This window comes from Pseudomonas sp. NA-150, assembly GCF_044336365.1.
In the GTDB taxonomy this organism is placed as follows: domain Bacteria; phylum Pseudomonadota; class Gammaproteobacteria; order Pseudomonadales; family Pseudomonadaceae; genus Aquipseudomonas.
In genome coordinates this window covers 5,175,129-5,195,915 of the sequence record NZ_CP172305.1, presented here as the reverse complement: position 1 = coordinate 5,195,915, position 20,787 = coordinate 5,175,129, and the positions used below count along the sequence as shown (strand labels likewise).

General features: G+C 58.4%; 19 protein-coding genes. 16 read left to right on the top strand and 3 right to left on the bottom strand.

All coding sequences use genetic code 11. The annotated features are described in order from the left end of the window. Nucleotides 1-124 precede the first annotated feature (124 nt). From ACF0H7_RS24515 to ispD, 7 genes are all read left to right on the top strand, one after another. The gene (locus ACF0H7_RS24515) at nucleotides 125-1,072 is read left to right on the top strand and encodes an acetyl-CoA carboxylase carboxyltransferase subunit alpha (RefSeq protein ID WP_397449428.1); all 948 of its coding nucleotides are present in this window, start codon (nucleotides 125-127) and stop codon (nucleotides 1,070-1,072) included. A gap of 114 nt (nucleotides 1,073-1,186) precedes the next feature. Then, nucleotides 1,187-2,497, top strand: a complete 1,311-nt coding sequence (gene tilS / locus ACF0H7_RS24510) for a tRNA lysidine(34) synthetase TilS (protein ID WP_397449427.1) — start codon at nucleotides 1,187-1,189, stop codon at nucleotides 2,495-2,497. 270 nt (nucleotides 2,498-2,767) lie between these two features. Continuing rightward, the gene (locus tag ACF0H7_RS24505) at nucleotides 2,768-4,399 is read left to right on the top strand and encodes a CTP synthase (RefSeq protein WP_397449426.1); all 1,632 of its coding nucleotides are present in this window, start codon (nucleotides 2,768-2,770) and stop codon (nucleotides 4,397-4,399) included. Nucleotides 4,400-4,403: 4 nt separating this feature from the next. After that, on the top strand, nucleotides 4,404-5,249 hold the full coding sequence (gene kdsA, locus ACF0H7_RS24500; protein WP_397449425.1) for a 3-deoxy-8-phosphooctulonate synthase: 846 nt from the start codon (nucleotides 4,404-4,406) through the stop codon (nucleotides 5,247-5,249). A gap of 149 nt (nucleotides 5,250-5,398) precedes the next feature. After that, entirely contained in the window at nucleotides 5,399-6,688 is a 1,290-nt protein-coding gene (eno, locus tag ACF0H7_RS24495) for a phosphopyruvate hydratase (RefSeq protein ID WP_397449424.1), read from the top strand. 188 nt (nucleotides 6,689-6,876) lie between these two features. After that, nucleotides 6,877-7,155, top strand: a complete 279-nt coding sequence (gene ftsB / locus ACF0H7_RS24490) for a cell division protein FtsB (protein WP_397449423.1) — start codon at nucleotides 6,877-6,879, stop codon at nucleotides 7,153-7,155. Next, complete coding sequence (gene ispD, locus ACF0H7_RS24485; RefSeq protein ID WP_397449422.1) at nucleotides 7,152-7,853, top strand: 2-C-methyl-D-erythritol 4-phosphate cytidylyltransferase; 702 nt, start codon at nucleotides 7,152-7,154, stop codon at nucleotides 7,851-7,853. The genes ftsB and ispD overlap by 4 nt, the downstream gene beginning before the upstream one ends. Before the next feature lie 4 nt (nucleotides 7,854-7,857). Here the strand turns inward: ispD and ACF0H7_RS24480 are convergent, their stop codons facing one another. After that, on the bottom strand, nucleotides 7,858-8,754 hold the full coding sequence (locus tag ACF0H7_RS24480; protein WP_397449421.1) for a LysR substrate-binding domain-containing protein: 897 nt from the start codon (nucleotides 8,752-8,754) through the stop codon (nucleotides 7,858-7,860). 105 nt (nucleotides 8,755-8,859) lie between these two features. Here ACF0H7_RS24480 and ACF0H7_RS24475 point away from each other — a divergent pair, with 105 nt between their 5' ends. From ACF0H7_RS24475 to rpoS, 8 genes are all read left to right on the top strand, one after another. Next, nucleotides 8,860-9,972 (top strand): S-(hydroxymethyl)glutathione dehydrogenase/class III alcohol dehydrogenase, encoded by a 1,113-nt coding sequence (locus ACF0H7_RS24475; RefSeq protein ID WP_397449420.1) that lies wholly within the window; start codon nucleotides 8,860-8,862, stop codon nucleotides 9,970-9,972. 8 nt (nucleotides 9,973-9,980) lie between these two features. Continuing rightward, entirely contained in the window at nucleotides 9,981-10,826 is an 846-nt protein-coding gene (gene fghA, locus ACF0H7_RS24470; protein WP_397449419.1) for an S-formylglutathione hydrolase, read from the top strand. Nucleotides 10,827-10,884: 58 nt separating this feature from the next. After that, complete coding sequence (gene ispF / locus ACF0H7_RS24465; RefSeq protein ID WP_397449418.1) at nucleotides 10,885-11,358, top strand: 2-C-methyl-D-erythritol 2,4-cyclodiphosphate synthase; 474 nt, start codon at nucleotides 10,885-10,887, stop codon at nucleotides 11,356-11,358. Then, the gene (gene truD, locus ACF0H7_RS24460; protein ID WP_397449417.1) at nucleotides 11,355-12,413 is read left to right on the top strand and encodes a tRNA pseudouridine(13) synthase TruD; all 1,059 of its coding nucleotides are present in this window, start codon (nucleotides 11,355-11,357) and stop codon (nucleotides 12,411-12,413) included. Before ispF ends, truD begins: the two co-directional genes overlap by 4 nt. Continuing rightward, entirely contained in the window at nucleotides 12,401-13,150 is a 750-nt protein-coding gene (surE, locus tag ACF0H7_RS24455; RefSeq protein WP_397449416.1) for a 5'/3'-nucleotidase SurE, read from the top strand. The genes truD and surE overlap by 13 nt, the downstream gene beginning before the upstream one ends. A gap of 41 nt (nucleotides 13,151-13,191) precedes the next feature. Beyond that, nucleotides 13,192-13,827: a protein-L-isoaspartate(D-aspartate) O-methyltransferase gene (locus ACF0H7_RS24450; protein WP_397449415.1), complete on the top strand. Its 636-nt coding sequence runs from the start codon at nucleotides 13,192-13,194 to the stop codon at nucleotides 13,825-13,827. 188 nt (nucleotides 13,828-14,015) lie between these two features. Beyond that, nucleotides 14,016-14,918, top strand: coding sequence for a peptidoglycan DD-metalloendopeptidase family protein (locus ACF0H7_RS24445; protein WP_397449414.1), 903 nt, complete (start codon nucleotides 14,016-14,018; stop codon nucleotides 14,916-14,918). Nucleotides 14,919-15,027: 109 nt separating this feature from the next. Next, nucleotides 15,028-16,032, top strand: a complete 1,005-nt coding sequence (gene rpoS, locus ACF0H7_RS24440) for an RNA polymerase sigma factor RpoS (protein WP_397449413.1) — start codon at nucleotides 15,028-15,030, stop codon at nucleotides 16,030-16,032. 557 nt (nucleotides 16,033-16,589) lie between these two features. On the opposite strand, the gene fdxA is transcribed toward rpoS, so the two are convergent. Both fdxA and mutS read right to left on the bottom strand, forming a co-directional pair. After that, nucleotides 16,590-16,928, bottom strand: a complete 339-nt coding sequence (gene fdxA / locus ACF0H7_RS24435) for a ferredoxin FdxA (RefSeq protein WP_397449412.1) — start codon at nucleotides 16,926-16,928, stop codon at nucleotides 16,590-16,592. Between the two features lie 239 nt (nucleotides 16,929-17,167). Then, nucleotides 17,168-19,735: a DNA mismatch repair protein MutS gene (gene mutS, locus ACF0H7_RS24430; RefSeq protein WP_397454007.1), complete on the bottom strand. Its 2,568-nt coding sequence runs from the start codon at nucleotides 19,733-19,735 to the stop codon at nucleotides 17,168-17,170. Nucleotides 19,736-20,243: 508 nt separating this feature from the next. Between mutS and ACF0H7_RS24425 the strand changes: the two genes are divergently transcribed. Further along, a complete protein-coding gene (locus tag ACF0H7_RS24425) occupies nucleotides 20,244-20,744 on the top strand; it encodes a CinA family protein (RefSeq protein WP_397449411.1) in 501 nt (166 codons plus the stop codon). Nucleotides 20,745-20,787 lie beyond the last annotated feature (43 nt).

Below are 20,787 nucleotides of genomic sequence, written 5' to 3'. Positions count from 1 at the left end.
TATACCTACCTCCTGTGCTCAACCATAATTTTTAATCTCGACCTGAATGCGCCAGATCCCGTAAGGTATGGCGCTCACGGATCAACCGGCCGGCCCCTTGGCCGTCGACCCAAGACGGATGCCTATGAACCCGAATTTTCTTGATTTCGAACAGCCGATCGCTGACCTGCAAGCCAAGATCGAAGAACTGCGCTTGGTGGGTAACGACAATTCGCTGAACATCGGCGATGAAATTTCGCGTCTGCAAGAAAAGAGCAACACGCTCACCGAAAGCATTTTCGGCAATCTGACCAGTTGGCAGATCGCGCGCATGGCGCGTCACCCGCGTCGTCCGTATACCCTGGACTACATCGAACATATCTTCACCGAGTTCGACGAACTGCATGGTGATCGTCACTTCTCCGACGACGCAGCCATTGTTGGTGGCGTTGCACGTCTGGACGACCAACCAGTCATGATTATCGGTCACCAAAAAGGCCGAGAAGTACGCGAGAAGGTGCGTCGCAACTTCGGCATGCCGCGTCCTGAAGGCTACCGCAAAGCCTGTCGCCTGATGGAAATGGCCGAACGCTTCAAGATGCCGATCCTGACGTTCATCGATACGCCGGGTGCTTACCCAGGTATCGACGCTGAAGAGCGCAACCAGAGCGAAGCGATTGCCTGGAACCTGCGGGTCATGGCCCGCCTGAAAACCCCGATCATCGCTACCGTTATCGGTGAAGGTGGTTCGGGTGGCGCGTTAGCCATCGGTGTTTGCGACCAGTTGAACATGCTGCAATATTCGACCTACGCAGTGATTTCACCGGAAGGCTGCGCCTCGATCCTGTGGAAAACCGCCGAAAAAGCGCCAGATGCCGCTGAAGCCATGGGTATCACGGCTGAGCGTCTCAAAGGCCTGGGTATCGTCGATAAAGTCATCAATGAACCCGTGGGCGGTGCACACCGTGATCCAGCGGGTGCGGCAGCTGCGATCCGCAAGGAATTGAGCAGCCAGTTGAAGATGCTCAAGAAGTTCGACAACGACGCGCTGTTGGCTCGTCGTTACGAGCGCCTGATGAGCTACGGTCTGTAACGGATTGCGCAATTCCCTGTAGGAGCTGCCGGAGGCTGCGATTAAACGTAAGTTCGGCAGTGTTCTTTCGGTCTATCGCAGCCTGCGGCAGCTCCTACAGGATTGAGTTCATCCATGCTTCAGCTCGATATTGAAAAGGCTTTAGCCCCTTGGCGTACTGCTTCAGGTTGGCGCATCGCTTTCTCCGGTGGTCTGGATTCTACCGTCCTCCTGCATCTCTTGGCCGATCTCGCTAAACGCGAGCTCCTGCCGCCCCTTTCTGCGATCCATATCCACCACGGCCTGCAGGCTGCGGCCGATGCGTGGCCGGCTCACTGTCAGGCTGTGTGTGCTGCGTTGGGCGTGCCGCTGCAGGTCATCCATGTTCAGGTGCAACCTGGTGCAAGCATCGAGCAAGCGGCCCGTTCAGCGCGTTATGCGGCCTTCGGTGAGGCACTGGCACACGGTGAAGTGTTGCTGACCGCCCAGCATCGCGACGATCAGGCCGAGACCTTGCTCTTTCGCTTGTTGCGCGGTGCCGGGGTGCGTGGATTGGCGGCCATGTCGGGTCAGCGTGTGTTGGGGCAGGGGACGTTGTTGCGGCCTCTGCTCGGCGTTTCCCGGTCGATGCTGGAAACCTATGCTGCCGAACACGGGTTGAGCTGGGTAGAAGACCCAAGCAACACCGAGACGCAATTCTCACGCAATTTCCTGCGTCAGCAGATCGTGCCAGCACTGACTGCGCGTTGGCCGCAAGCGACCGCCAGCATTGCACGCACCGCCGCCCATATGGCTGAGGCGCAAGGGTTGCTGGATGAATTGGCTGCGCAGGACCTGGCAGACGCTGATCGGCTAACGGAGTTTGCCTGGCTGGGGCTGTCGTCACTGGCTCTGGCACCTCTGAAAGACCTTTCACCAGCACGCCAGCGCAACGCCCTGCGTCATTGGATTGCGCCGCTGACCCGTTTGCCGGACAGCGAGCATTGGGCCGGTTGGGACAGCCTGCGTGATGCCGGCGGCGATGCCAGGCCGATCTGGCGTTTGGCCGACGGCGAGCTGCACCGCGCCGAAGATCGCCTGTGGTGGTTGTCGGGTGCGTGGCTCAAACCGCTTCAGGGCGCGTTGGCCTGGAGCGCGCCTGGGCAAATCCTCGAACTGCCGGGTAACGGTCAGTTGCAGTTGATCGGCGAGATTCCGACCGGTGACCTGCAGGTGCGTTATCGCCAGGGCGGAGAGGTCATGCAATTGCCGGGGCGCGGTCATCGGGATGTGAAGCGTCTGTTGAATGAGCGCGGTGTGCCGGTTTTTGCCCGTGGGCGTTTGCCGTTGCTGTACCGCGACGGGCAATTAGTGGCGGTCGCCAACCTGCCCGGACTGGACGCAAGTGCCGATGACAGCTGGCGTTTGCGCTGGTGCGCACCGACGAACGACCAAAGTTTGAGCTGAAAGGCCATTTCCGGTAGACTACGCTCCCTTCTTGATACAACTTCTGTTGATTCACATGAATTGACGAAAGTTGCTGATTACCAGGCGGTTTTTGCCGGGCGATTCTCAAAAAATGTAGCGCGCAACAGTCAGGCTTATTTCAGCCTGCCCGTCTTAACGCAGCAATTTTAAGGAGTGCACTGTGAAATTTATCGGTAATCGGGGGCTTCGGCCTTCCTTCGCTTTCCCCGGCGGCTCTGACCGCTTTAACGCAGACTTCTAGGGTTTTTCATGACGCGCTACATCTTCGTCACGGGCGGTGTTGTTTCTTCATTGGGGAAAGGCATTGCCTCGGCTTCATTGGCGGCCATCCTGGAGGCGCGGGGACTTAAGGTCACCATGCTCAAGCTGGACCCCTATATCAACGTGGACCCGGGCACCATGAGCCCGTTCCAGCACGGTGAAGTGTTCGTCACTCATGACGGCGCCGAAACCGACCTGGACCTGGGCCACTACGAGCGGTTCATCCGCACGACCATGACCCAGAACAACAACTTCACCACTGGCCGTGTTTATGAACACGTCCTGCGCAAAGAGCGCCGTGGTGATTATCTGGGCGCGACCATCCAGGTGATTCCGCACATCACCGACGAGATCAAACGCCGCATCATCAAGGGCGCGGGCGATGCTGATGTCGCCATGGTCGAAATCGGCGGCACAGTGGGTGACATTGAGTCGCAACCGTTCCTCGAAGCTATCCGTCAGCTGCGTATCGAAGTCGGCGCCAAGCGCGCAATGCTGATGCACTTGACGCTGGTGCCGTACATCGCCACTGCTGGCGAAACCAAGACCAAGCCGACCCAGCATTCCGTCAAGGAACTGCGCTCCATCGGTCTGCAGCCAGACGTGCTGATCTGCCGTTCCGACCACCACGTGGATATTTCCTCGCGTCGCAAGATCGCGCTGTTCACCAACGTTGAAGAGCGTGCGGTGATTTCGCTGGAAGACGCCGACACCATCTACAAGATCCCGGGCATGCTGCACGCCCAGGGCCTGGATGATTTCGTGGTCGAGCGTTTCGGCCTGCAATGTGGTGGCGCTGATCTGTCCGAGTGGGAAGCCGTGGTCGACGCCAAGCTCAACCCTGAGCATGAAGTCACCATCGCCATGGTCGGTAAATACATGGAGTTGCTGGACGCCTACAAGTCGCTGATCGAAGCGATGAGTCACGCCGGCATCACCAACCGTACCAAGGTCAACCTGCGCTACATCGACTCCGAAGACATCGAAAACCAGGGCACTGCCTTGCTTGAAGGTGTCGACGCCATTCTGGTTCCGGGCGGCTTCGGTCTGCGCGGTGTCGAAGGCAAGATCACCGCCGTGCAATTTGCTCGCGAGAACAAGGTCCCGTACCTGGGTATCTGCCTCGGCATGCAAGTGGCGGTCATCGAGTTCGCCCGTAACGTGCTGGGCTGGAAAGACGCCAACTCCACCGAGTTCGATCGTACCAGCGCCCACCCGGTCGTGGGTCTGATCACCGAGTGGGCTGACACCACCGGCGCGGTCGAAACCCGCACCGAAGCTTCTGACCTGGGCGGCACCATGCGCCTGGGTGCACAGGATTGCCTGATCGAGCCAGGTTCGCTGGTTCACGATTGCTACGGCAAAGACGTGATCGTCGAGCGCCATCGTCATCGTTACGAAGTGAACAACAACCTGCTGCCTGACCTGATCGAAGCCGGCCTGAAAATCTCCGGTCGTTCCAGCGATGGTGCGTTGGTCGAAGTGATCGAGTCGCCGGATCATCCTTGGTTCGTGGCTTGTCAGTTCCACCCTGAGTTCACCTCGACACCGCGCGACGGTCACCCGTTGTTCAGCGGTTTCGTGAAGGCGGCCCTGACGCAACACCAGAAGAAGGCCTGAGTCCATGGCGCAGAAAATCATTCGCGTCGGTTCCATCGAGATTGCCAACGACAAGCCGATGGTCTTGTTCGGTGGCATGAACGTTCTGGAGTCGCGGGACATGGCGATGCAGGTCTGCGAAGAATATGTGCGGGTTACCGAAAAACTCGGTATCCCTTACGTGTTCAAGGCCAGCTTCGATAAAGCCAACCGTTCGTCGGTGACTTCTTACCGTGGCCCAGGCCTGGAAGAGGGCATGCGCATTTTCGAAGAGATCAAAAAGACCTTCGGCGTGCCATTGATCACTGACGTGCATGAGCCAGAGCAAGCGGCGGTTGTCGCTGAGGTCTGCGACATCATCCAGCTGCCGGCGTTTCTGTCGCGGCAGACGGACCTGGTGGTGGCCATGGCCAAGACCGGCGCGGTGATCAACATCAAGAAGGCCCAGTTCCTCGCGCCTCAGGAAATGAAACACATCCTGAACAAGTGCGAAGAAGCCGGGAATGATCAATTGATCCTGTGCGAGCGTGGCTCCAGCTTCGGGTACAACAACCTGGTGGTGGACATGCTCGGCTTCGGCATCATGAAGCAGTTCGAATACCCTGTGTTCTTCGACGTGACCCACGCCCTGCAAATGCCGGGCGGTCGTTCGGACTCTGCGGGCGGTCGTCGCGCGCAGGTCCTCGATCTGGCCAAGGCTGGCCTGAGCCAGAGTCTGGCCGGGTTGTTCCTCGAGGCGCATCCGGATCCGGATAACGCCAAATGCGATGGTCCTTGCGCCCTGCGCCTGGACAAGCTGGAGCCATTCCTGACCCAGCTCAAGGCACTGGATGACCTGGTAAAAAGTTTTCCGCCGGTAGAGACCGCGTAAACGCTTTTCTCCGGTAAAGTGCTGCTCGATATTTCCCTGACCGATCAGTCAGGGCTTATCGCCGTCAGGCCTGCCCGCTTTTAAGCCTGACGGCGATAAACCATTTCCTCAGTTGCGTCGTTTTCGTCAATCCTGGAGTGTTTACAACAATGGCAAAAATCGTCGACATCAAAGGTCGTGAAGTTCTCGACTCCCGTGGCAACCCCACCGTGGAAGCCGATGTGCTCCTCGACAACGGCATCATCGGCAGCGCCTGCGCTCCGTCCGGTGCTTCCACCGGCTCGCGTGAAGCGCTTGAGCTGCGTGATGGCGACAAGAGCCGTTACCTGGGTAAGGGTGTGTTGAAGGCCATCGCCAACATTAATGGTCCGATCCGCGATCTGCTGCTGGGTAAAGACCCGGTTGACCAGAAAGCCCTGGATCACGCAATGATCAAGCTGGACGGCACTGACAACAAAGGCAGCCTGGGCGCCAACGCGATCCTCGCTGTATCGCTGGCCGCTGCCAAGGCCGCTGCTCACGATCAAGACCTGCCGCTGTACGCGCACATAGCCAACCTGAACGGTACTCCGGGTGTGTACTCGATGCCGGTGCCGATGATGAACATCATCAACGGTGGCGAGCACGCCGATAACAACGTTGATATCCAGGAATTCATGGTTCAGCCGGTTGGCGCCAAGACCTTCTCCGAAGGCCTGCGTATGGGCACCGAGATTTTCCATCACCTCAAGGCTGTTCTGAAGGCCCGTGGCCTGAGCACCGCCGTGGGTGACGAAGGTGGTTTCGCGCCGAACCTGGCTTCCAACGAAGACGCGCTGAAAGTGATTTCCGAAGCCGTGGCCAACGCCGGTTACAAGCTGGGCACCGACGTGACCCTGGCGCTGGACTGTGCGGCCAGCGAATTCTACGAAGACGGTAAGTACAACCTGTCCGGCGAAGGCCAGGTATTCACCGCCGAAGGTTTCGCTGACTACCTCAAGGGGCTGACCGAGCGTTATCCGATCATCTCCATCGAAGACGGTCTGGACGAGTCTGACTGGGCTGGCTGGAAAATCCTCACCGACAAGATCGGCGAGAAAACCCAGTTGGTGGGCGACGACCTGTTCGTCACCAACACCAAGATCCTGAAAGAAGGCATCGATAAAAAGATCGCCAACTCGATCCTGATCAAGTTCAACCAGATCGGCACCCTGACCGAAACTCTGGAAGCGATCCAGATGGCCAAGGCCGCGGGTTACACCGCAGTCATCTCGCACCGCTCCGGTGAAACCGAGGATTCCACCATTGCCGACCTGGCTGTCGGTACTGCTGCGGGCCAGATCAAAACCGGTTCGCTGTGCCGCTCCGACCGCGTTTCCAAGTACAACCAACTGCTGCGTATCGAAGAGCAATTGGGTGCCAAGGCTAAATACAACGGTCGCAGCGAGTTTCGCGGCTAAGCTGTAGATGGTAAAAAGACAACGGGCGCTGTCGGAAATGTCGGATCAGCCGATACTCCGATAGCTTCTGATGCGCACTCTCCTTGTCTTGGGCGCGATTGAGCCTGGTTTTGCCAGGCTCAATGGTCTCAGTCGTTGTTTAACGTGTCGGCACCGCTGTCAATTTCCACTGAGTACCTGAATATTCAATGCGCAGTCCTAACTGGTTGTTCCTCATCTTGCTCCTGCTGCTGGCTGGCCTGCAGTATCGCCTGTGGGTGGGCAATGGCAGTTTGGCGCAAGTCGCCAGCCTGACCCAGCAAATCGCTGATCAACATGCTGAAAACGATGCCTTGCTGGAGCGTAACCGCGTGCTCGATGCGGAAGTGCTGGAGTTGAAAAAGGGCATGGAGACCGTTGAAGAGCGGGCTCGCCACGAGCTCGGCATGGTCAAGGACGGCGAAACTCTCTATCAGTTGGCCCAATGACTGACGTATTACCTGCCTTCTGGGCAGTGATTCCTGCTGCGGGCGTTGGTGCTCGCATGGCAGCTGACCGGCCCAAGCAATACTTGCAACTGGGCGGGCTCACTATTCTTGAACACAGCCTCGAATGTTTTCTCGATCACCCGCAACTCAAGGGGTTGGTGATCAGTCTGGCTGTGGATGATCCTTACTGGCCGACCCTGGCCTGTGCCAATGACCCACGGATTCAACGTGCGGCCGGCGGGCAGGAACGCGCGGACTCAGTGCTCAATGCGCTGCTGCAACTCAATGCCCAAGGTGCCCATGAGGACGACTGGGTGCTGGTGCACGATGCTGCACGGCCGAATCTGTCTCGTGGGGATCTGGACAAACTGCTGTACGAACTGGCCGATGACCCGGTCGGTGGCCTGTTAGCCGTTCCGGCCCGCGATACCCTCAAGCGCGCGGACAGCAACGGTCGAGTAACGGAAACCGTCGATCGCAGCCTGATCTGGCAGGCCTATACGCCGCAGATGTTCCGCCTCGGGGCCTTGCATCGAGCCTTGGCCGATAGCCTGGTCTCGGATGTCAGCATCACGGACGAAGCCTCGGCCATCGAGTGGTCCGGCCAGTCGCCACGACTGATCGAAGGTCGTTCCGACAACATCAAGGTCACCCGACCTGAAGACCTGGAATGGCTGCGTCAGCGGCGCAAGCTGTAACGTCCTACTCGCAATACTCCTTGCGCAACGCCAGCCCTGCCTTCAAGTGCTCGACCAGTTTTCGCACCTTGGGCGACAGATGCCGTTGCTGTGGATAAAGCGCCCACACTGCGGTGTTCGGTGGTTGATGGGTTTCCAACAGGGAAATCAACGCGCCGCTGTTTAAATGCTCAAGCACGTAGTAGTCCGGCAACTGACACAGTCCGACCCCGCGCAAGGCGGCGTCGAGCACCGCCTGGCCGCTGTTGCAGCGCCAATTGCCTTGCACCTTCTGCGAAAACTCCCGACCGTTTTGTTGCAACAACCAACTGTCGCTGCTGCCGATCAGGCAGTTATGCCGGCTGAGTTCGGACAGGCTGTGGGGGCGGCCATAGCGTTCAACGTAGGAGGGCGAGGCGCAGAGGTACATGCGGCGTGGCGCCAGGCGTGTTGCCACCAACCGAGAGTCTTGCAGGCGGCCGAGGCGGATGGCCAGGTCCAAGCCTTCATGCACGAGATCCAGGGTGCGATTGCTCAGTTCGATGTCGATGCGCAATTGCGGATAGAGCGCCATGAACTCGGTGACCAAGGGCGCAATGAAGCGTTCGCCGTAGGCCACGGCACAGGTCATGCGCAGCAGGCCTTTGGGTTCGCTGGTCAGATCACCGACCGCGCGCAGAGCTTCTTCGCGGCCATCCTGCAAGCGCTGGCAATGTTGAAGAAAGGTCTGACCGGCTTCGGTCAAGGTCACGCGCCGGGTACTGCGATATAGCAAGCGAGTCTGTAGGCGTTCTTCGAGGCGGGCGATCTGCCGGCTAATGTGCGAGGACGAAACACCCATTCGCTCTGCCGCCGCAGTGAACTGCCCTGATTCGGCCACAGCGACGAATTCGTCCAAGCCTTCCCAACGATTGAAAGACATCGATTATCCCTGTACAGCAATAATGTTTTGCTTTTGATCTGATTATTCATCATTCAGCACTGTATTACACTCACGGCCTTGTTTTTACTTCGCTGGAGATAATTGATGATCAAGTCACGTGCTGCCGTTGCCTTTGAAGCCAAAAAACCACTCGAAATCGTCGAAGTCGATGTCGCGATGCCCAAGGCCGGTGAAGTGCTGTTGCGGGTCGTCGCCTCCGGTGTTTGTCATACCGATGCTTACACCCTGTCGGGCACCGATCCGGAAGGCATTTTTCCGTCGATCCTCGGCCACGAAGGCGGGGCAATCGTTGAAGCCATCGGCGAGGGCGTGACCTCGGTAGCCGTCGGCGACCACGTGATCCCGCTTTACACCCCGGAATGCAGGAAGTGCAAATTCTGCCTGTCGGGCAAGACCAACCTTTGCCAAGCGATTCGTAGTACCCAGGGCAAAGGCCTGATGCCGGACGGCACTTCGCGCTTCTCCTACAAAGGCGAGACCATTTTCCACTACATGGGTACCTCGACCTTTTCCGAGTACACCGTGTTGCCGGAAATCTCGGTAGCAAAAATCTCTAAAGACGCGCCGCTGGAAAAAGTCTGCCTGCTGGGTTGCGGCGTCACCACCGGCATCGGCGCTGTGATCAACACTGCCAAAGTCAAGCCGGGCGATACCGTGGCGATCTTCGGTCTGGGCGGCATTGGGCTGTCGGCGGTGATTGGTGCCGTGAAAGCCAAGGCGGCGCGGATCATCGCCATCGACATCAACCCGGGCAAGTTTGAAATCGCCAAGCAACTGGGCGCGACCGACTGCGTCAACCCGAAAGACTTCGATCGTCCGATTCAGGAAGTGATCGTTGATATGACGGATGGCGGCGTGGACTTCTCGTTCGAATGCATCGGCAACGTGCAGCTGATGCGTGCAGCCCTCGAGTGCTGCCACAAAGGTTGGGGCGAGTCGGTGATCATCGGTGTGGCCGGTGCCGGTCAGGAAATCTCCACCCGTCCATTCCAGTTGGTGACCGGTCGCGTCTGGCGCGGTTCGGCGTTCGGCGGCGTGCGTGGCCGTACCGAGTTGCCAAGCTACGTCGATATGGCGCAAAGCGGCGAGATCCCGTTGGATACTTTCATCACCCACACCATGGGCCTGGAAGATATCAACAAGGCGTTTGACCTGATGCACGAAGGCAAGAGCATTCGCACCGTCATCCATTTCTGAGACCTGTCATGAGCCTGGAAAACCTGTCCTGTCAGAAAAGCTTCGGTGGCTGGCACAAGCGTTACAAGCATCACTCCAACGTACTGGGCTGCGACATGGTGTTTGCCGTGTACCTGCCGCCGCAAGCGGAGTTGGGCGGTAAGTTGCCGGTGGTGTATTGGTTGTCCGGGCTGACCTGCACCGACGAAAACTTCATGCACAAGGCCGGCGCACAACGCATCGCGGCGGAGTTGGGGCTGATTATCGTCGCCCCCGACACCAGTCCGCGCGGCGCTGATGTGCCGGGTGATCCGGACAACGCCTGGGATTTTGGCCTCGGTGCCGGCTTTTATCTGAACGCCACCCAGCAGCCGTGGGCGAAGCACTACCGGATGCACGACTATGTGGTGAATGAGCTGCCGGCCTTGGTCGAAGAGCATTTTCCGGCGTCGGATAAACGCGGGATCAGTGGTCACTCCATGGGCGGGCACGGGGCGTTGGTGTGTGCCTTGCGCAATCCGGGGCGTTATCAGTCGCTGTCGGCGTTTTCGCCGATCAGCAATCCGATGGACTGCCCGTGGGGCCAGAAAGCCTTTTCCCGCTATCTGGGCGAAGAGCGTTCCCGCTGGCGTGAATGGGACGCCTGCGCGTTGATCGCCGAAGCCAGCGAAAAGTTGTCGATCCTCGTCGATCAGGGCGATCGCGATGATTTCCTCGCCAACCAACTGAAACCCGAAGCGTTGATCCAAGCGGCAAAATCCGCCGATCACCCACTGACGGTGCGCATGCAACCGGGGTATGACCACAGTTATTTCTTCATCGCGAGCTTTATCGAAGATCACTTGCGTCACCACGACCGCGCGTTACGTCAATAGACCTAATGTCGGACAAAGTAGGTAGAATCACGCCCTGACTTTTTCGGGGCGTTTTTTTATGCGTATTGGCCACGGCTACGATGTGCACCGTTTCGCTGAAGGCGATTTCATTACTTTGGGCGGCGTACGCATCGCCCATCGCTTCGGCTTGCTTGCTCATTCGGACGGTGACGTGTTGTTGCACGCCCTCAGTGATGCCTTGCTCGGCGCTGCGGCGTTGGGTGATATCGGCAAGCATTTCCCGGACACTGACCCACAATTCAAGGGTGCCGACAGCCGTGTGCTGTTGCGTCATGTGATGGCGTTGGTCAAAAGCAAGGGCTGGAAGGTCGGCAACGTCGACGCCACCATTGTCGCCCAAGCACCGAAAATGGCCCCGCATATAGAATCGATGCGCGCGCTGATTGCCGCGGATCTGCAGGTTGAGTTGGATCAAGTGAACGTAAAAGCGACCACCACCGAAAAACTCGGCTTTACCGGCCGTGAAGAAGGCATTGCGGTACACGCTGTCGCCTTGTTGCTGTCGGCATGACCGAACTCGAATTGCTCGGCCCGCGCGCCTATGGCGATGCAGTGGGCACTGCGGTGCTCAAGGCCACGGCGGAAGATTTCCAGGTCGATGAAGTCTTGGACATTCCGTTGTCCGGCGACGGCGAGCACCTATGGCTGTGGGTTGAAAAACGCGGTCTGAACACCGAAGAAGCGGCACGCCGTCTGGCGCGTGCCGCCGGCGTGCCGGTGCGCACGGTCAGCTATGCCGGTCTGAAGGATCGTCAGGCGTTGACGCGGCAGTGGTTCAGCGTGCAATTGCCGGGCAAGGCCGATCCGGATATGTCGGCGGCTCAGGACGATACGTTGAAGATCCTGAAAATGAGCCGCCACAAGCGCAAGCTGCAGCGTGGCGCCCATGCGGCCAACGGTTTTACCTTGCGTCTGACACAATTGCAGGCCGACCACGCCGCGCTCGATGCCCGGCTTGAGTCGATCATCAAACAGGGTATTCCGAACTATTTCGGTACCCAGCGTTTCGGCTGGCAGGGCGGCAATCTGGGTGAGGCCCGCGAATACGCTTCGCGTCAGGCGTTACCGGAGCAGCGCAACGTGCGTTCACGTTTGCTGTCCACCGCGCGCAGCTATTTGTTCAATCGGGTGCTGGCCGCCCGCGTCGCCGATGGCAGTTGGCAGCGCGCACAGGTGGGTGATTTGTTGGCGTTCACCGACAGCCGCAGTTTCTTTCCGGCAGGCGAGGCAGAATGCAGCGACCCACGTCTGGCGATTCTCGACCTGCACCCGACCGGGCCGCAGTGGGGCGAAGGGGGCTCGCCGGCGACGGGCGCTACCGGCGCACTGGAGCAGACGATTGCCGCTGAGGAGCAGAGCCTGCGCGATTGGCTGATCAAGGCGGGCATGGAGCACGAGCGTCGTATCCTGCGACTGCCCATTGGCCGGTTGACGTGGCATTATCCCGAGCCTGACATTTTGCAATTGGAATTCGTCCTGCCGGCCGGATGCTTCGCCACTGTCTTGGTGCGCGAACTGGTCAACCTGGTATCGGTAGGGCAAACGGACAGCTCATGCGTATTCTGATTTCTAACGATGACGGGGTGACTGCCCCCGGTCTGGCGGCGTTGCATGCGGCGCTGGCGGACTACTGCGAGTGCGTGGTCATAGCGCCTGATCAAGACAAAAGCGGCGCCAGCAGCTCGCTGACGCTGGATCGTCCGCTGCATCCGCACGCGCTGGCCAATGGCTTCATCAGCGTCAACGGCACGCCGACCGACTGCGTGCACCTGGGCCTCAACGGGCTGCTGGAGCACCAGCCGGACATGGTCGTCTCGGGGATCAACCTGGGCGCCAATCTGGGCGATGACGTGTTGTATTCCGGGACCGTGGCTGCCGCTTTGGAAGGGCGGTTTCTGGAGCGTCCGTCGTTTGCATTTTCGTTGTTGTCGCGGCAGGTGGATAATCTGCCGACGGCTGCTCATTTCGCGCGTCTGCTGGTCGAGGCCCATGATCAACTCAACCTGCCGCCGCGTACGGTGTTGAACGTTAATATCCCGAATCTGCCACTGGAGCATATCCGTGGAATCAAGCTGACGCGCCTGGGCCATCGAGCCCGAGCGGCGGCGCCGGTCAAAGTGGTCGACCCACGTGGCCGGGTCGGTTATTGGATTGCCGCTGCCGGTGACGCCGAAGACGGCGGAGCGGGGACCGACTTTCATGCCGTGATGCAAGGCTATGTGTCGATCACGCCACTGCAATTGGATCGTACCTATCAGGATGGTTTCAGCAGCCTCAATGGCTGGTTAGAGGGACTGCGTTGATGTCGCGCGAGCAAGATAATTTTTTACGACGCGGGATTGGAATGACATCCCAGCGTACCCGCGAGCGGCTGATTCAACGACTGTATGAAGAAGGCCTGTCCAACGTCCGGGTGCTGGATGTCATGCGTAACACGCCTCGGCACCTGTTCGTCGATGAGGCGCTGGCTCACCGCGCCTATGAGGACACCGCGCTGCCGATCGGGCATAACCAGACGATTTCCCAGCCGTACATGGTTGCCCATATGAGCGAGCTGCTGTTGGCGGCCGGTCCACTGGACAAGGTCATGGAAATTGGTACCGGTTCGGGTTACCAGACGGCGATCCTGTCGCAATTGGTCGAGCGGGTTTTTTCCGTCGAACGCATCAAGGTCCTGCAGGACCGGGCGAAAGAGCGCCTGGTCGAGCTGAACCTGCGTAACGTGGTATTTCGCTGGGGCGATGGCTGGGAAGGCTGGCCCGCGCTGGCACCTTACAATGGAATCATCGTGACCGCTGCTGCGGCCGACGTCCCGCAAGCGTTGCTCGATCAACTGGCACCGGGTGGCCGATTGGTCATACCGGTGGGTTCGGGGGAGGTTCAGCAGTTGATGCTGATTATCCGCGAAGAAAACGGATTTTCCCGGCACGTGCTGGGTACGGTGCGCTTCGTGCCGTTACTCAACGGGCCGACGGCTTGAGGGTTTGTTTTCGCGGACAGTGAATTTCGTTTCACACCGGGGGTCCTACTGCCTGACATACGGCGGGCATAGAATCCCGGTACAGTGCCGTAGTGCACGATTTGTCATCAGTTAAGTAGTAGTTGCCAGCCGTTATTGCGGCACAATAGGCATCTTTCCAATTCAGTCACCAGTAAAGGGAGTGGCGGGTGAGTCTCACAGTCATTCAGCAGCGTATTTCTTCAACTAGCTTTCAGCGTCTGGTGATTGGCATTGCCCTCGGTTTTCTGTTGGTCGGTTGCTCGAGCAGGTCCCCCAGTGGCGCGCCGGTGGTTGATCGCACCAAGGCGGCCGCACCTCAGAAGCAGCCGGTGACCACTGGCCAATATGTCGTACGTCGCAGCGATACCTTGTTCTCGATTGCATTTCGTTACGGTTGGGACTGGAAGGCGCTGGCCGAACGCAACCAGATTCCTGCGCCTTACACCATTCATCCGGGTCAGACGATTCGCTTTGATGGTCGTTCAAATTCATCATCGACGTCGGTCGTTTCCACTCCAGTAGTGGCACCTGCAGTGGCATCTACATCACCGTCCGTCGCCGCACCCGCTCCTGATACCACCCCTTCCGGCTCGTTCAAAAAGACCGTCATGCCTGCTTCTGGCGCAGTTGTTCCGGTGGTCGTCGCGACCCCGCAAAGCTCGCCGGCGCCTGCTTCGGTGCAGGCTGGAGGACGTTCGCCGACCGGTTGGGCATGGCCTTCTAGTGGCACTTTGATAGGCAAGTTTTCTTCAAACGGTAGTTTGAATAAAGGAATTGATATCGCTGGGGATTTGGGACAGCCTGTTTTAGCTGCGTCTGATGGTTCTGTTGTATACGCCGGGAGTGGCTTGCGGGGCTACGGCGAATTAGTGATCATCAAACACAGCGATACCTACGTCAGTGCTTACGGTCACAACCGTAGGCTGTTGGTTCGGGAGGGACAGCAGGTCAAGGTCGGGCAGACAATTGCCGAGATGGGGTCAACGGGGACTGACCGGGTGAAACTGCACTTTGAGATTCGCCGCCAAGGTAAACCTGTAGATCCTCTGGAATTCCTGCCACGTCGTTGATTCTGTTACCAGCCTGTTCCTTATGCGTAGAGGGAGCAGGCTCAAGCGTTGCCAAGGAGAATGAGGCGGCGCTAGAGCTTGAGGTCGAACTCACCAAAGGACTATAACAATGGCTCTCAGTAAAGAAGCGCCGGAGTTTGACATCGACGATGAGGTACTCCTTATGGAGCCCGGCATCGTTCTGGACCCGATGTCGAGCGAGGAAGTGGCAGCACCTCCTGTTCGTGCAAAAGGCAAAAACTCTACAACGCTCAAGCAACACAAATACATTGATTACACCCGGGCGCTCGACGCTACCCAGTTGTATCTCAATGAAATAGGTTTCTCTCCTCTGCTTTCGCCGGAAGAGGAGGTCCACTTTGCGAGATTGTCGCAAAGCGGCGATCCGGCTGGGCGCAAACGCATGATTGAAAGCAATCTGCGGCTGGTGGTGAAAATCGCCAGGCGTTATGTCAATCGTGGGCTTTCATTGCTTGATCTGATCGAAGAAGGCAACCTGGGCTTGATCCGGGCAGTCGAAAAATTCGATCCAGAGCGCGGCTTCCGCTTCTCAACCTACGCGACATGGTGGATTCGTCAGACCATCGAGCGTGCCATCATGAATCAGACCCGTACCATCAGGTTGCCGATTCATGTGGTCAAAGAACTCAACGTGTACCTGCGTGCTGCTCGCGAGCTCACTCAAAAACTCGATCACGAACCCTCTCCTGAAGAAATCGCCAACTTGCTTGAAAAGCCGGTCGGTGAGGTCAAGCGCATGCTTGGTCTGAATGAGCGGGTGTCGTCGGTAGATGTTTCTCTGGGGCCAGATTCGGACAAGACGCTGCTCGACACGCTGACGGATGACCGGCCAACGGACCCCTGTGAGCTGTTGCAAGACGATGATCTGTCGCAGAGCATCGATCAGTGGCTTTCCGAGCTGACTGACAAGCAGCGTGAAGTAGTGGTGCGGCGTTTCGGTTTGCGGGGGCACGAAAGCAGTACATTGGAAGACGTCGGTCTTGAGATTGGTCTGACTCGGGAACGGGTTCGGCAGATCCAGGTCGAGGGTCTCAAGCGCTTGCGTGAGATTCTTGAAAAGAACGGTCTTTCGAGCGAGTCCTTGTTTCAATAGCAGGATTTGCACGGTTTGCGCCGCATAAAACACCCCGACTGGTTCGGGGTGTTTTTATATGTGCAGCAATCATTAAACTTCGAGATGAACGGCCGGTTTCGTATTCGTTTAGATGACGCTATTAATATATTAACACCCTGTAGCGAAAGGTGGGCGTCGCCTGTAAGAGTTTGCTTACAGGCGACGTAAGTGTTCGTGGTTTTTTGCAGGAGAATATCGTCTTTTTTTGATTGATTATTTTCCTATCATTTTGATTTATAAAGATATATTGGATGATGGATGCGCATTCACGTATCTTTTTGAAAGGTTTGGTGGGTTGCTCTGGGTGGGTAAATCATTATTATCAGAACTGTGTCTAGGGACAGACGCAGGCCGTCATGGACGACAGTCATGGACATCGCAGGATGCGATTCATCAGGATGATGAAAGGGATAAAAGGGACTAAGGAAAAAATGTGGGCGGGTCATACCGCCCCTTTTTTTGCCTGTAAAAAGCCAGCGTTAAAGGCGTACAAACAAAAAAGGCCCACAGAGGGGCCTTTTGTGAAGCATCGAAGCTTAGCGCTCCAGATCCTTGAGCTTGCTTCCAACCGCTTTATTTATAGCCCGATCGAATTCTTCGGCATTAGGCAGACCCGCTTTCTTCTCGGTAATGTTCGGCCAAATCTCCGCCAACTCTACGTTCAGCTGGATAAATTCCTGCATGTCTTCTGGCACTTCATCTTCCGAGAAAATGGCCACGGCAGGGCATTCAGGCTCGCAGAGTGCACAATCGATGCACTCATCCGGGTGAATCACCAGGAAGTTCGGGCCTTCGTAGAAGCAGTCCACCGGACAGACTTCTACGCAGTCGGTGTACTTGCACTTGATGCAGTTGTCGGTGACGACGAAGGTCATTTCTAATTCTCTCCTCAGGCGGCGGTAGCAGAGCCCTTTAAGCAGGGTTGCCAGGGCCGGGAAGTGTCCCGGGCCGTGTGAAAACCAATGCATTCAGCAGGCAGACGTTCAGTGTGCAACGCGTCGTGTCCTGCCGTGGTTCGCTGCGTTCTCACGCGGCTCGGATATCTGCGCAGTCAGGCTAAAACCGCACAGCATCCCAAACCGCGCGGGATTCTAACAGCTTGCAACGATTCCCGTTAGATGCGCGTTTGCAAGGAATACAACAACTCTAACGCCTGGCGCGGGGTCAAGTCGTCTACTTTGGTTTTCGACAACTCCTCCAGCACCGGGTGCGGCAGGCTGGCGAACATATCGCTCTGTTGTGGAATCGATGGCTTCCCGGGCGCAGCCTTGGGCGTCTCATGGGGCAGGCTGGTGGTTTCCAGGCGCTGTAGATGTTCCTTGGCGCGCAGGATCACCTTGGCGGGAACCCCGGCCAGTTGCGCTACAGCCAGGCCGTAACTCTGGCTGGCGGGCCCCGGCAAGACGCGGTGCAAGAAGACAATGCGCTCGTTGTGCTCGGTCGCATTGAGGTGCACGTTGGCGACCAGCGGCTCGCTTTCCGGCAGTACCGTCAATTCGAAGTAGTGTGTGGCAAACAAGGTGTAGGCGCGCAGCTGAGCGAGGCATTCGGCCGCAGCCCAGGCCAGCGACAGGCCGTCGAACGTACTGGTGCCGCGTCCGACCTCGTCCATCAGCACCAGGCTGCGGTCAGTGGCATTGTGCAGGATGTTCGCGGTTTCGCTCATTTCCACCATGAAGGTCGAGCGTCCGCCCGCCAGGTCATCACTGGAGCCGATCCGGGTGAAAATACGATCGACCAGCGACAGCTCGCAGCTGGCCGCCGGCACGAAGCTGCCGATATGCGCCAACAGTACAATCAGCGCCGTTTGCCGCATGTAAGTCGATTTACCGCCCATGTTCGGGCCGGTGATCACCAGCATGCGGGTATTGTCATCGAGGTCCAGATCGTTGGCGACGAAAGGGCTGGTGAGTACTTGCTCGACCACCGGGTGGCGGCCTTGCTCGATGCGCATGCACGGTTCGTCGACGAACGTCGGGCAATTCAGGTCCAGGTTCAACGCACGCTCGGCCAGGTTACTCAGCACGTCCAGCTCGGCCAGGGCCGCCGCGGTGTCCTGCAGCGGCGCCAGATGACTGATCAGGTCCTCCAGCAGCGCTTCGTAGAGCATCTTCTCGCGAGCCAAGGCGCGGCTTTTGGCCGACAGTGCCTTGTCTTCGAATGCCTTGAGTTCCGGGGTGATGAAGCGCTCGGCACCCTTGAGCGTCTGGCGCCGGATGTAATCCGCCGGGGCCTGTTCAGCCTGCTTGCTTGGCAGTTCGATGAAGTAACCGTGAATGCGGTTGTAGCCGACCTTGAGGTTGGCCAGGCCGGTGCGGGCCTTTTCCCGGGTTTCGAGATCGATAAGGAATTGTCCGGCGTTCTCGCTGAGGGATTGCAGGTCATCCAGCTCGGCGTCGTAACCGGTTTTCAGCACGCCACCGTCGCGGATCACCGCCGGTGGGTTGTCGATGACTGCCCGCTGCAGCAGGTCGGCCAGCTCAGGGTAGGTGCTGGTGGTGTGCGCCAGTTGTTGCAGGTGCGGGGCATCCAGCTCGACCATGGCCACTTGTAGCTCGGGCAAGGCTGCCAAGGCATCGCGCAGACGCGCCAAATCCCGAGGTCGGGCGTTGCGCAGGCCGATACGGGCAAGAATCCGCTCGATATCGCCGATTGCTTTCAACTGCGGCTGCAAGTGTTCGAAGCGATAACGCTCGAGCAGACAGGCAATGGAACTCTGGCGTGCTTGCAGGACGGCCAGGTCACGCAGGGGGCGATTCAGCCAGCGGGTCAGCAAGCGAGTGCCCATGGCGGTCTGGCAGCGATCCATGACCGATTGCAGGGTGTTGTCGCGGCCACCGGCGAGGTTGGTGTCCAGCTCCAGGTTGCGGCGGCTGGCGCCGTCGAGGACCACCGTGTCGTCCAGGCGCTCATGGCGCAGGCTGCGCAGATGCGGCAAGGCAGTGCGCTGGGTTTCCTTGGCATAACCGAGCAAGCAGCCGGCGGCGCCAATGGCCAGGGTCAGGTTCTCGCAGCCAAAGCCTTTGAGGTCCTGGGTGGAGAACTGCTGGCACAGGGCTTTAAATGCTGAATCACGCTCGAAATCCCAGGGCGCACGGCGTCGGGCACCGCGACGTTTTTCCGCGGGCAGACCTTGTGGCCAGTCATCAGGAATCATCAGCTCGACCGGGTTGATCCGCTCCAGCTCCGCCAGCAGATTTTCCCAACCTTTGATTTCCAGCACGCTGAAATTGCCACTGGTGATGTCCATCACCGCCAAACCGAACAGACGCTCGTCGCCCAGTACCGCAGCGATCAGGTTATCCCGACGCTCGTCGAGCAAGGCCTCGTCACTGACGGTACCCGGCGTAATGATCCGTACCACTTGGCGATCGACCGGGCCTTTGCTGGTCGCGGGATCGCCGACCTGCTCGCAAATCACCACTGACTCGCCGAGCTTCACCAGCTTGGCGAGATAGCCTTCCGCCGCATGGTACGGAATCCCACACATGGGAATCGCCTGTCCTGCGGACTGACCTCGGGCGGTGAGGGTGATATCCAGCAGCTTGGCGGCCTTCTTCGCGTCCTCGTAGAAGATTTCGTAGAAGTCGCCCATGCGATAGAACATCAACTGGTCGGGATGCTGATTCTTCAGTTTCCAGTACTGCTGCATCATCGGCGTGTGCGAAGACAGATCGGTCAGGGCTTTATTCATCGGGGTTCAGGTGAATTCATTAAAAAGTGTGGGGCAAATAGACGGTGTTTTTGCGGACGCTATCAGTCGGATGACGCCCTCGAACCTGTCTGTTTTTTCAATGGGCGCAAGGTTACCACGCACGCTCCAAGCTCGCAGGCCGAGCTGGGGAAAAGTCCGGTAACGACTTCAGGGTTGGCGCCGACCCCAGGTTGGCTACCCTTGCGAAGCAACTGCTGCATTTCCAACTACAGACTGAACAGGATGTTCTTATGTCGCATAAACGTGGTCGGGATTCGGTCACTGGTCGCTTCGTCACGCTGGAGGAGGCCAAGAGACGCCCGAGAGAGACAATCGTGGAAACAGTAAAGAAGCCGGTGAGGCAGGAGCCGTGTCCGGTTAAATGAGGTTTTCACGCAAGGGCAGGCACGGGTCCGTCAGACGCGTTTCTGCCCTTGCACCTATAGGGCGCTCGTGTACGGTATGCCCCCTGACGTGCTGAGATTCGGAGAACATCGTGGATGACATTACCCGGCTTGCCGCAACGCTCGGTTTACGCCTGCAAGCACTGAAGGTGCAGGTAACGACGGCCGAGTCCTGTACCGGCGGCGGAATCGCCGAGGCGATCACCCGCATACCGGGCAGCTCTGCCTGGTTCGAGGCCGGTTACGTGACCTACTCCAACACCCAGAAAACCCGCCAGTTGAGCGTGCCGGTCGGCCTGTTCTCGACGGTGGGGGCGGTCAGCCGCGAAGTGGTCGAGGCGATGGTCCAGGGCGCACAGCACACCAGCGGCGCGCAGTTTGCGGTCGCGGTCAGCGGTGTCGCAGGGCCGGACGGTGGTTCGGCCGAGAAACCGGTGGGCACCGTATGGCTGTGCTGGGGCGCGGGCGAGCAACTGATTTCCCGGCGTCGGCAGTTCGCCGGGGATCGCGATGAGGTGCGCCGACAAACGGTGAAGGCCGCGCTAGAGGGGCTGATACAACTTGCTGCTGGAGAAATACCAGAACAGGGGTAGGCGCGCGCTCAACCCTGTGGAATAATACTGTCTACTTATACAG

Excerpts from the sequence above, each read along its gene's own strand:
- ACF0H7_RS24515 (WP_397449428.1), top strand. The coding sequence starts at position 125 with ATGAACCCGAATTTTCTTGATTTCGAACAGCCGATCGCTGACCTGCAA.
- tilS (WP_397449427.1), top strand. The coding sequence starts at position 1,187 with ATGCTTCAGCTCGATATTGAAAAGGCTTTAGCCCCTTGGCGTACTGCT.
- ACF0H7_RS24505 (WP_397449426.1), top strand. The coding sequence starts at position 2,768 with ATGACGCGCTACATCTTCGTCACGGGCGGTGTTGTTTCTTCATTGGGG.
- kdsA (WP_397449425.1), top strand. The coding sequence starts at position 4,404 with ATGGCGCAGAAAATCATTCGCGTCGGTTCCATCGAGATTGCCAACGAC.
- eno (WP_397449424.1), top strand. The coding sequence starts at position 5,399 with ATGGCAAAAATCGTCGACATCAAAGGTCGTGAAGTTCTCGACTCCCGT.
- ftsB (WP_397449423.1), top strand. The coding sequence starts at position 6,877 with ATGCGCAGTCCTAACTGGTTGTTCCTCATCTTGCTCCTGCTGCTGGCT.
- ispD (WP_397449422.1), top strand. The coding sequence starts at position 7,152 with ATGACTGACGTATTACCTGCCTTCTGGGCAGTGATTCCTGCTGCGGGC.
- ACF0H7_RS24480 (WP_397449421.1), bottom strand. The coding sequence starts at position 8,754 with ATGTCTTTCAATCGTTGGGAAGGCTTGGACGAATTCGTCGCTGTGGCC.
- ACF0H7_RS24475 (WP_397449420.1), top strand. The coding sequence starts at position 8,860 with ATGATCAAGTCACGTGCTGCCGTTGCCTTTGAAGCCAAAAAACCACTC.
- fghA (WP_397449419.1), top strand. The coding sequence starts at position 9,981 with ATGAGCCTGGAAAACCTGTCCTGTCAGAAAAGCTTCGGTGGCTGGCAC.
- ispF (WP_397449418.1), top strand. The coding sequence starts at position 10,885 with ATGCGTATTGGCCACGGCTACGATGTGCACCGTTTCGCTGAAGGCGAT.
- truD (WP_397449417.1), top strand. The coding sequence starts at position 11,355 with ATGACCGAACTCGAATTGCTCGGCCCGCGCGCCTATGGCGATGCAGTG.
- surE (WP_397449416.1), top strand. The coding sequence starts at position 12,401 with ATGCGTATTCTGATTTCTAACGATGACGGGGTGACTGCCCCCGGTCTG.
- ACF0H7_RS24450 (WP_397449415.1), top strand. The coding sequence starts at position 13,192 with ATGACATCCCAGCGTACCCGCGAGCGGCTGATTCAACGACTGTATGAA.
- rpoS (WP_397449413.1), top strand. The coding sequence starts at position 15,028 with ATGGCTCTCAGTAAAGAAGCGCCGGAGTTTGACATCGACGATGAGGTA.
- fdxA (WP_397449412.1), bottom strand. The coding sequence starts at position 16,928 with ATGACCTTCGTCGTCACCGACAACTGCATCAAGTGCAAGTACACCGAC.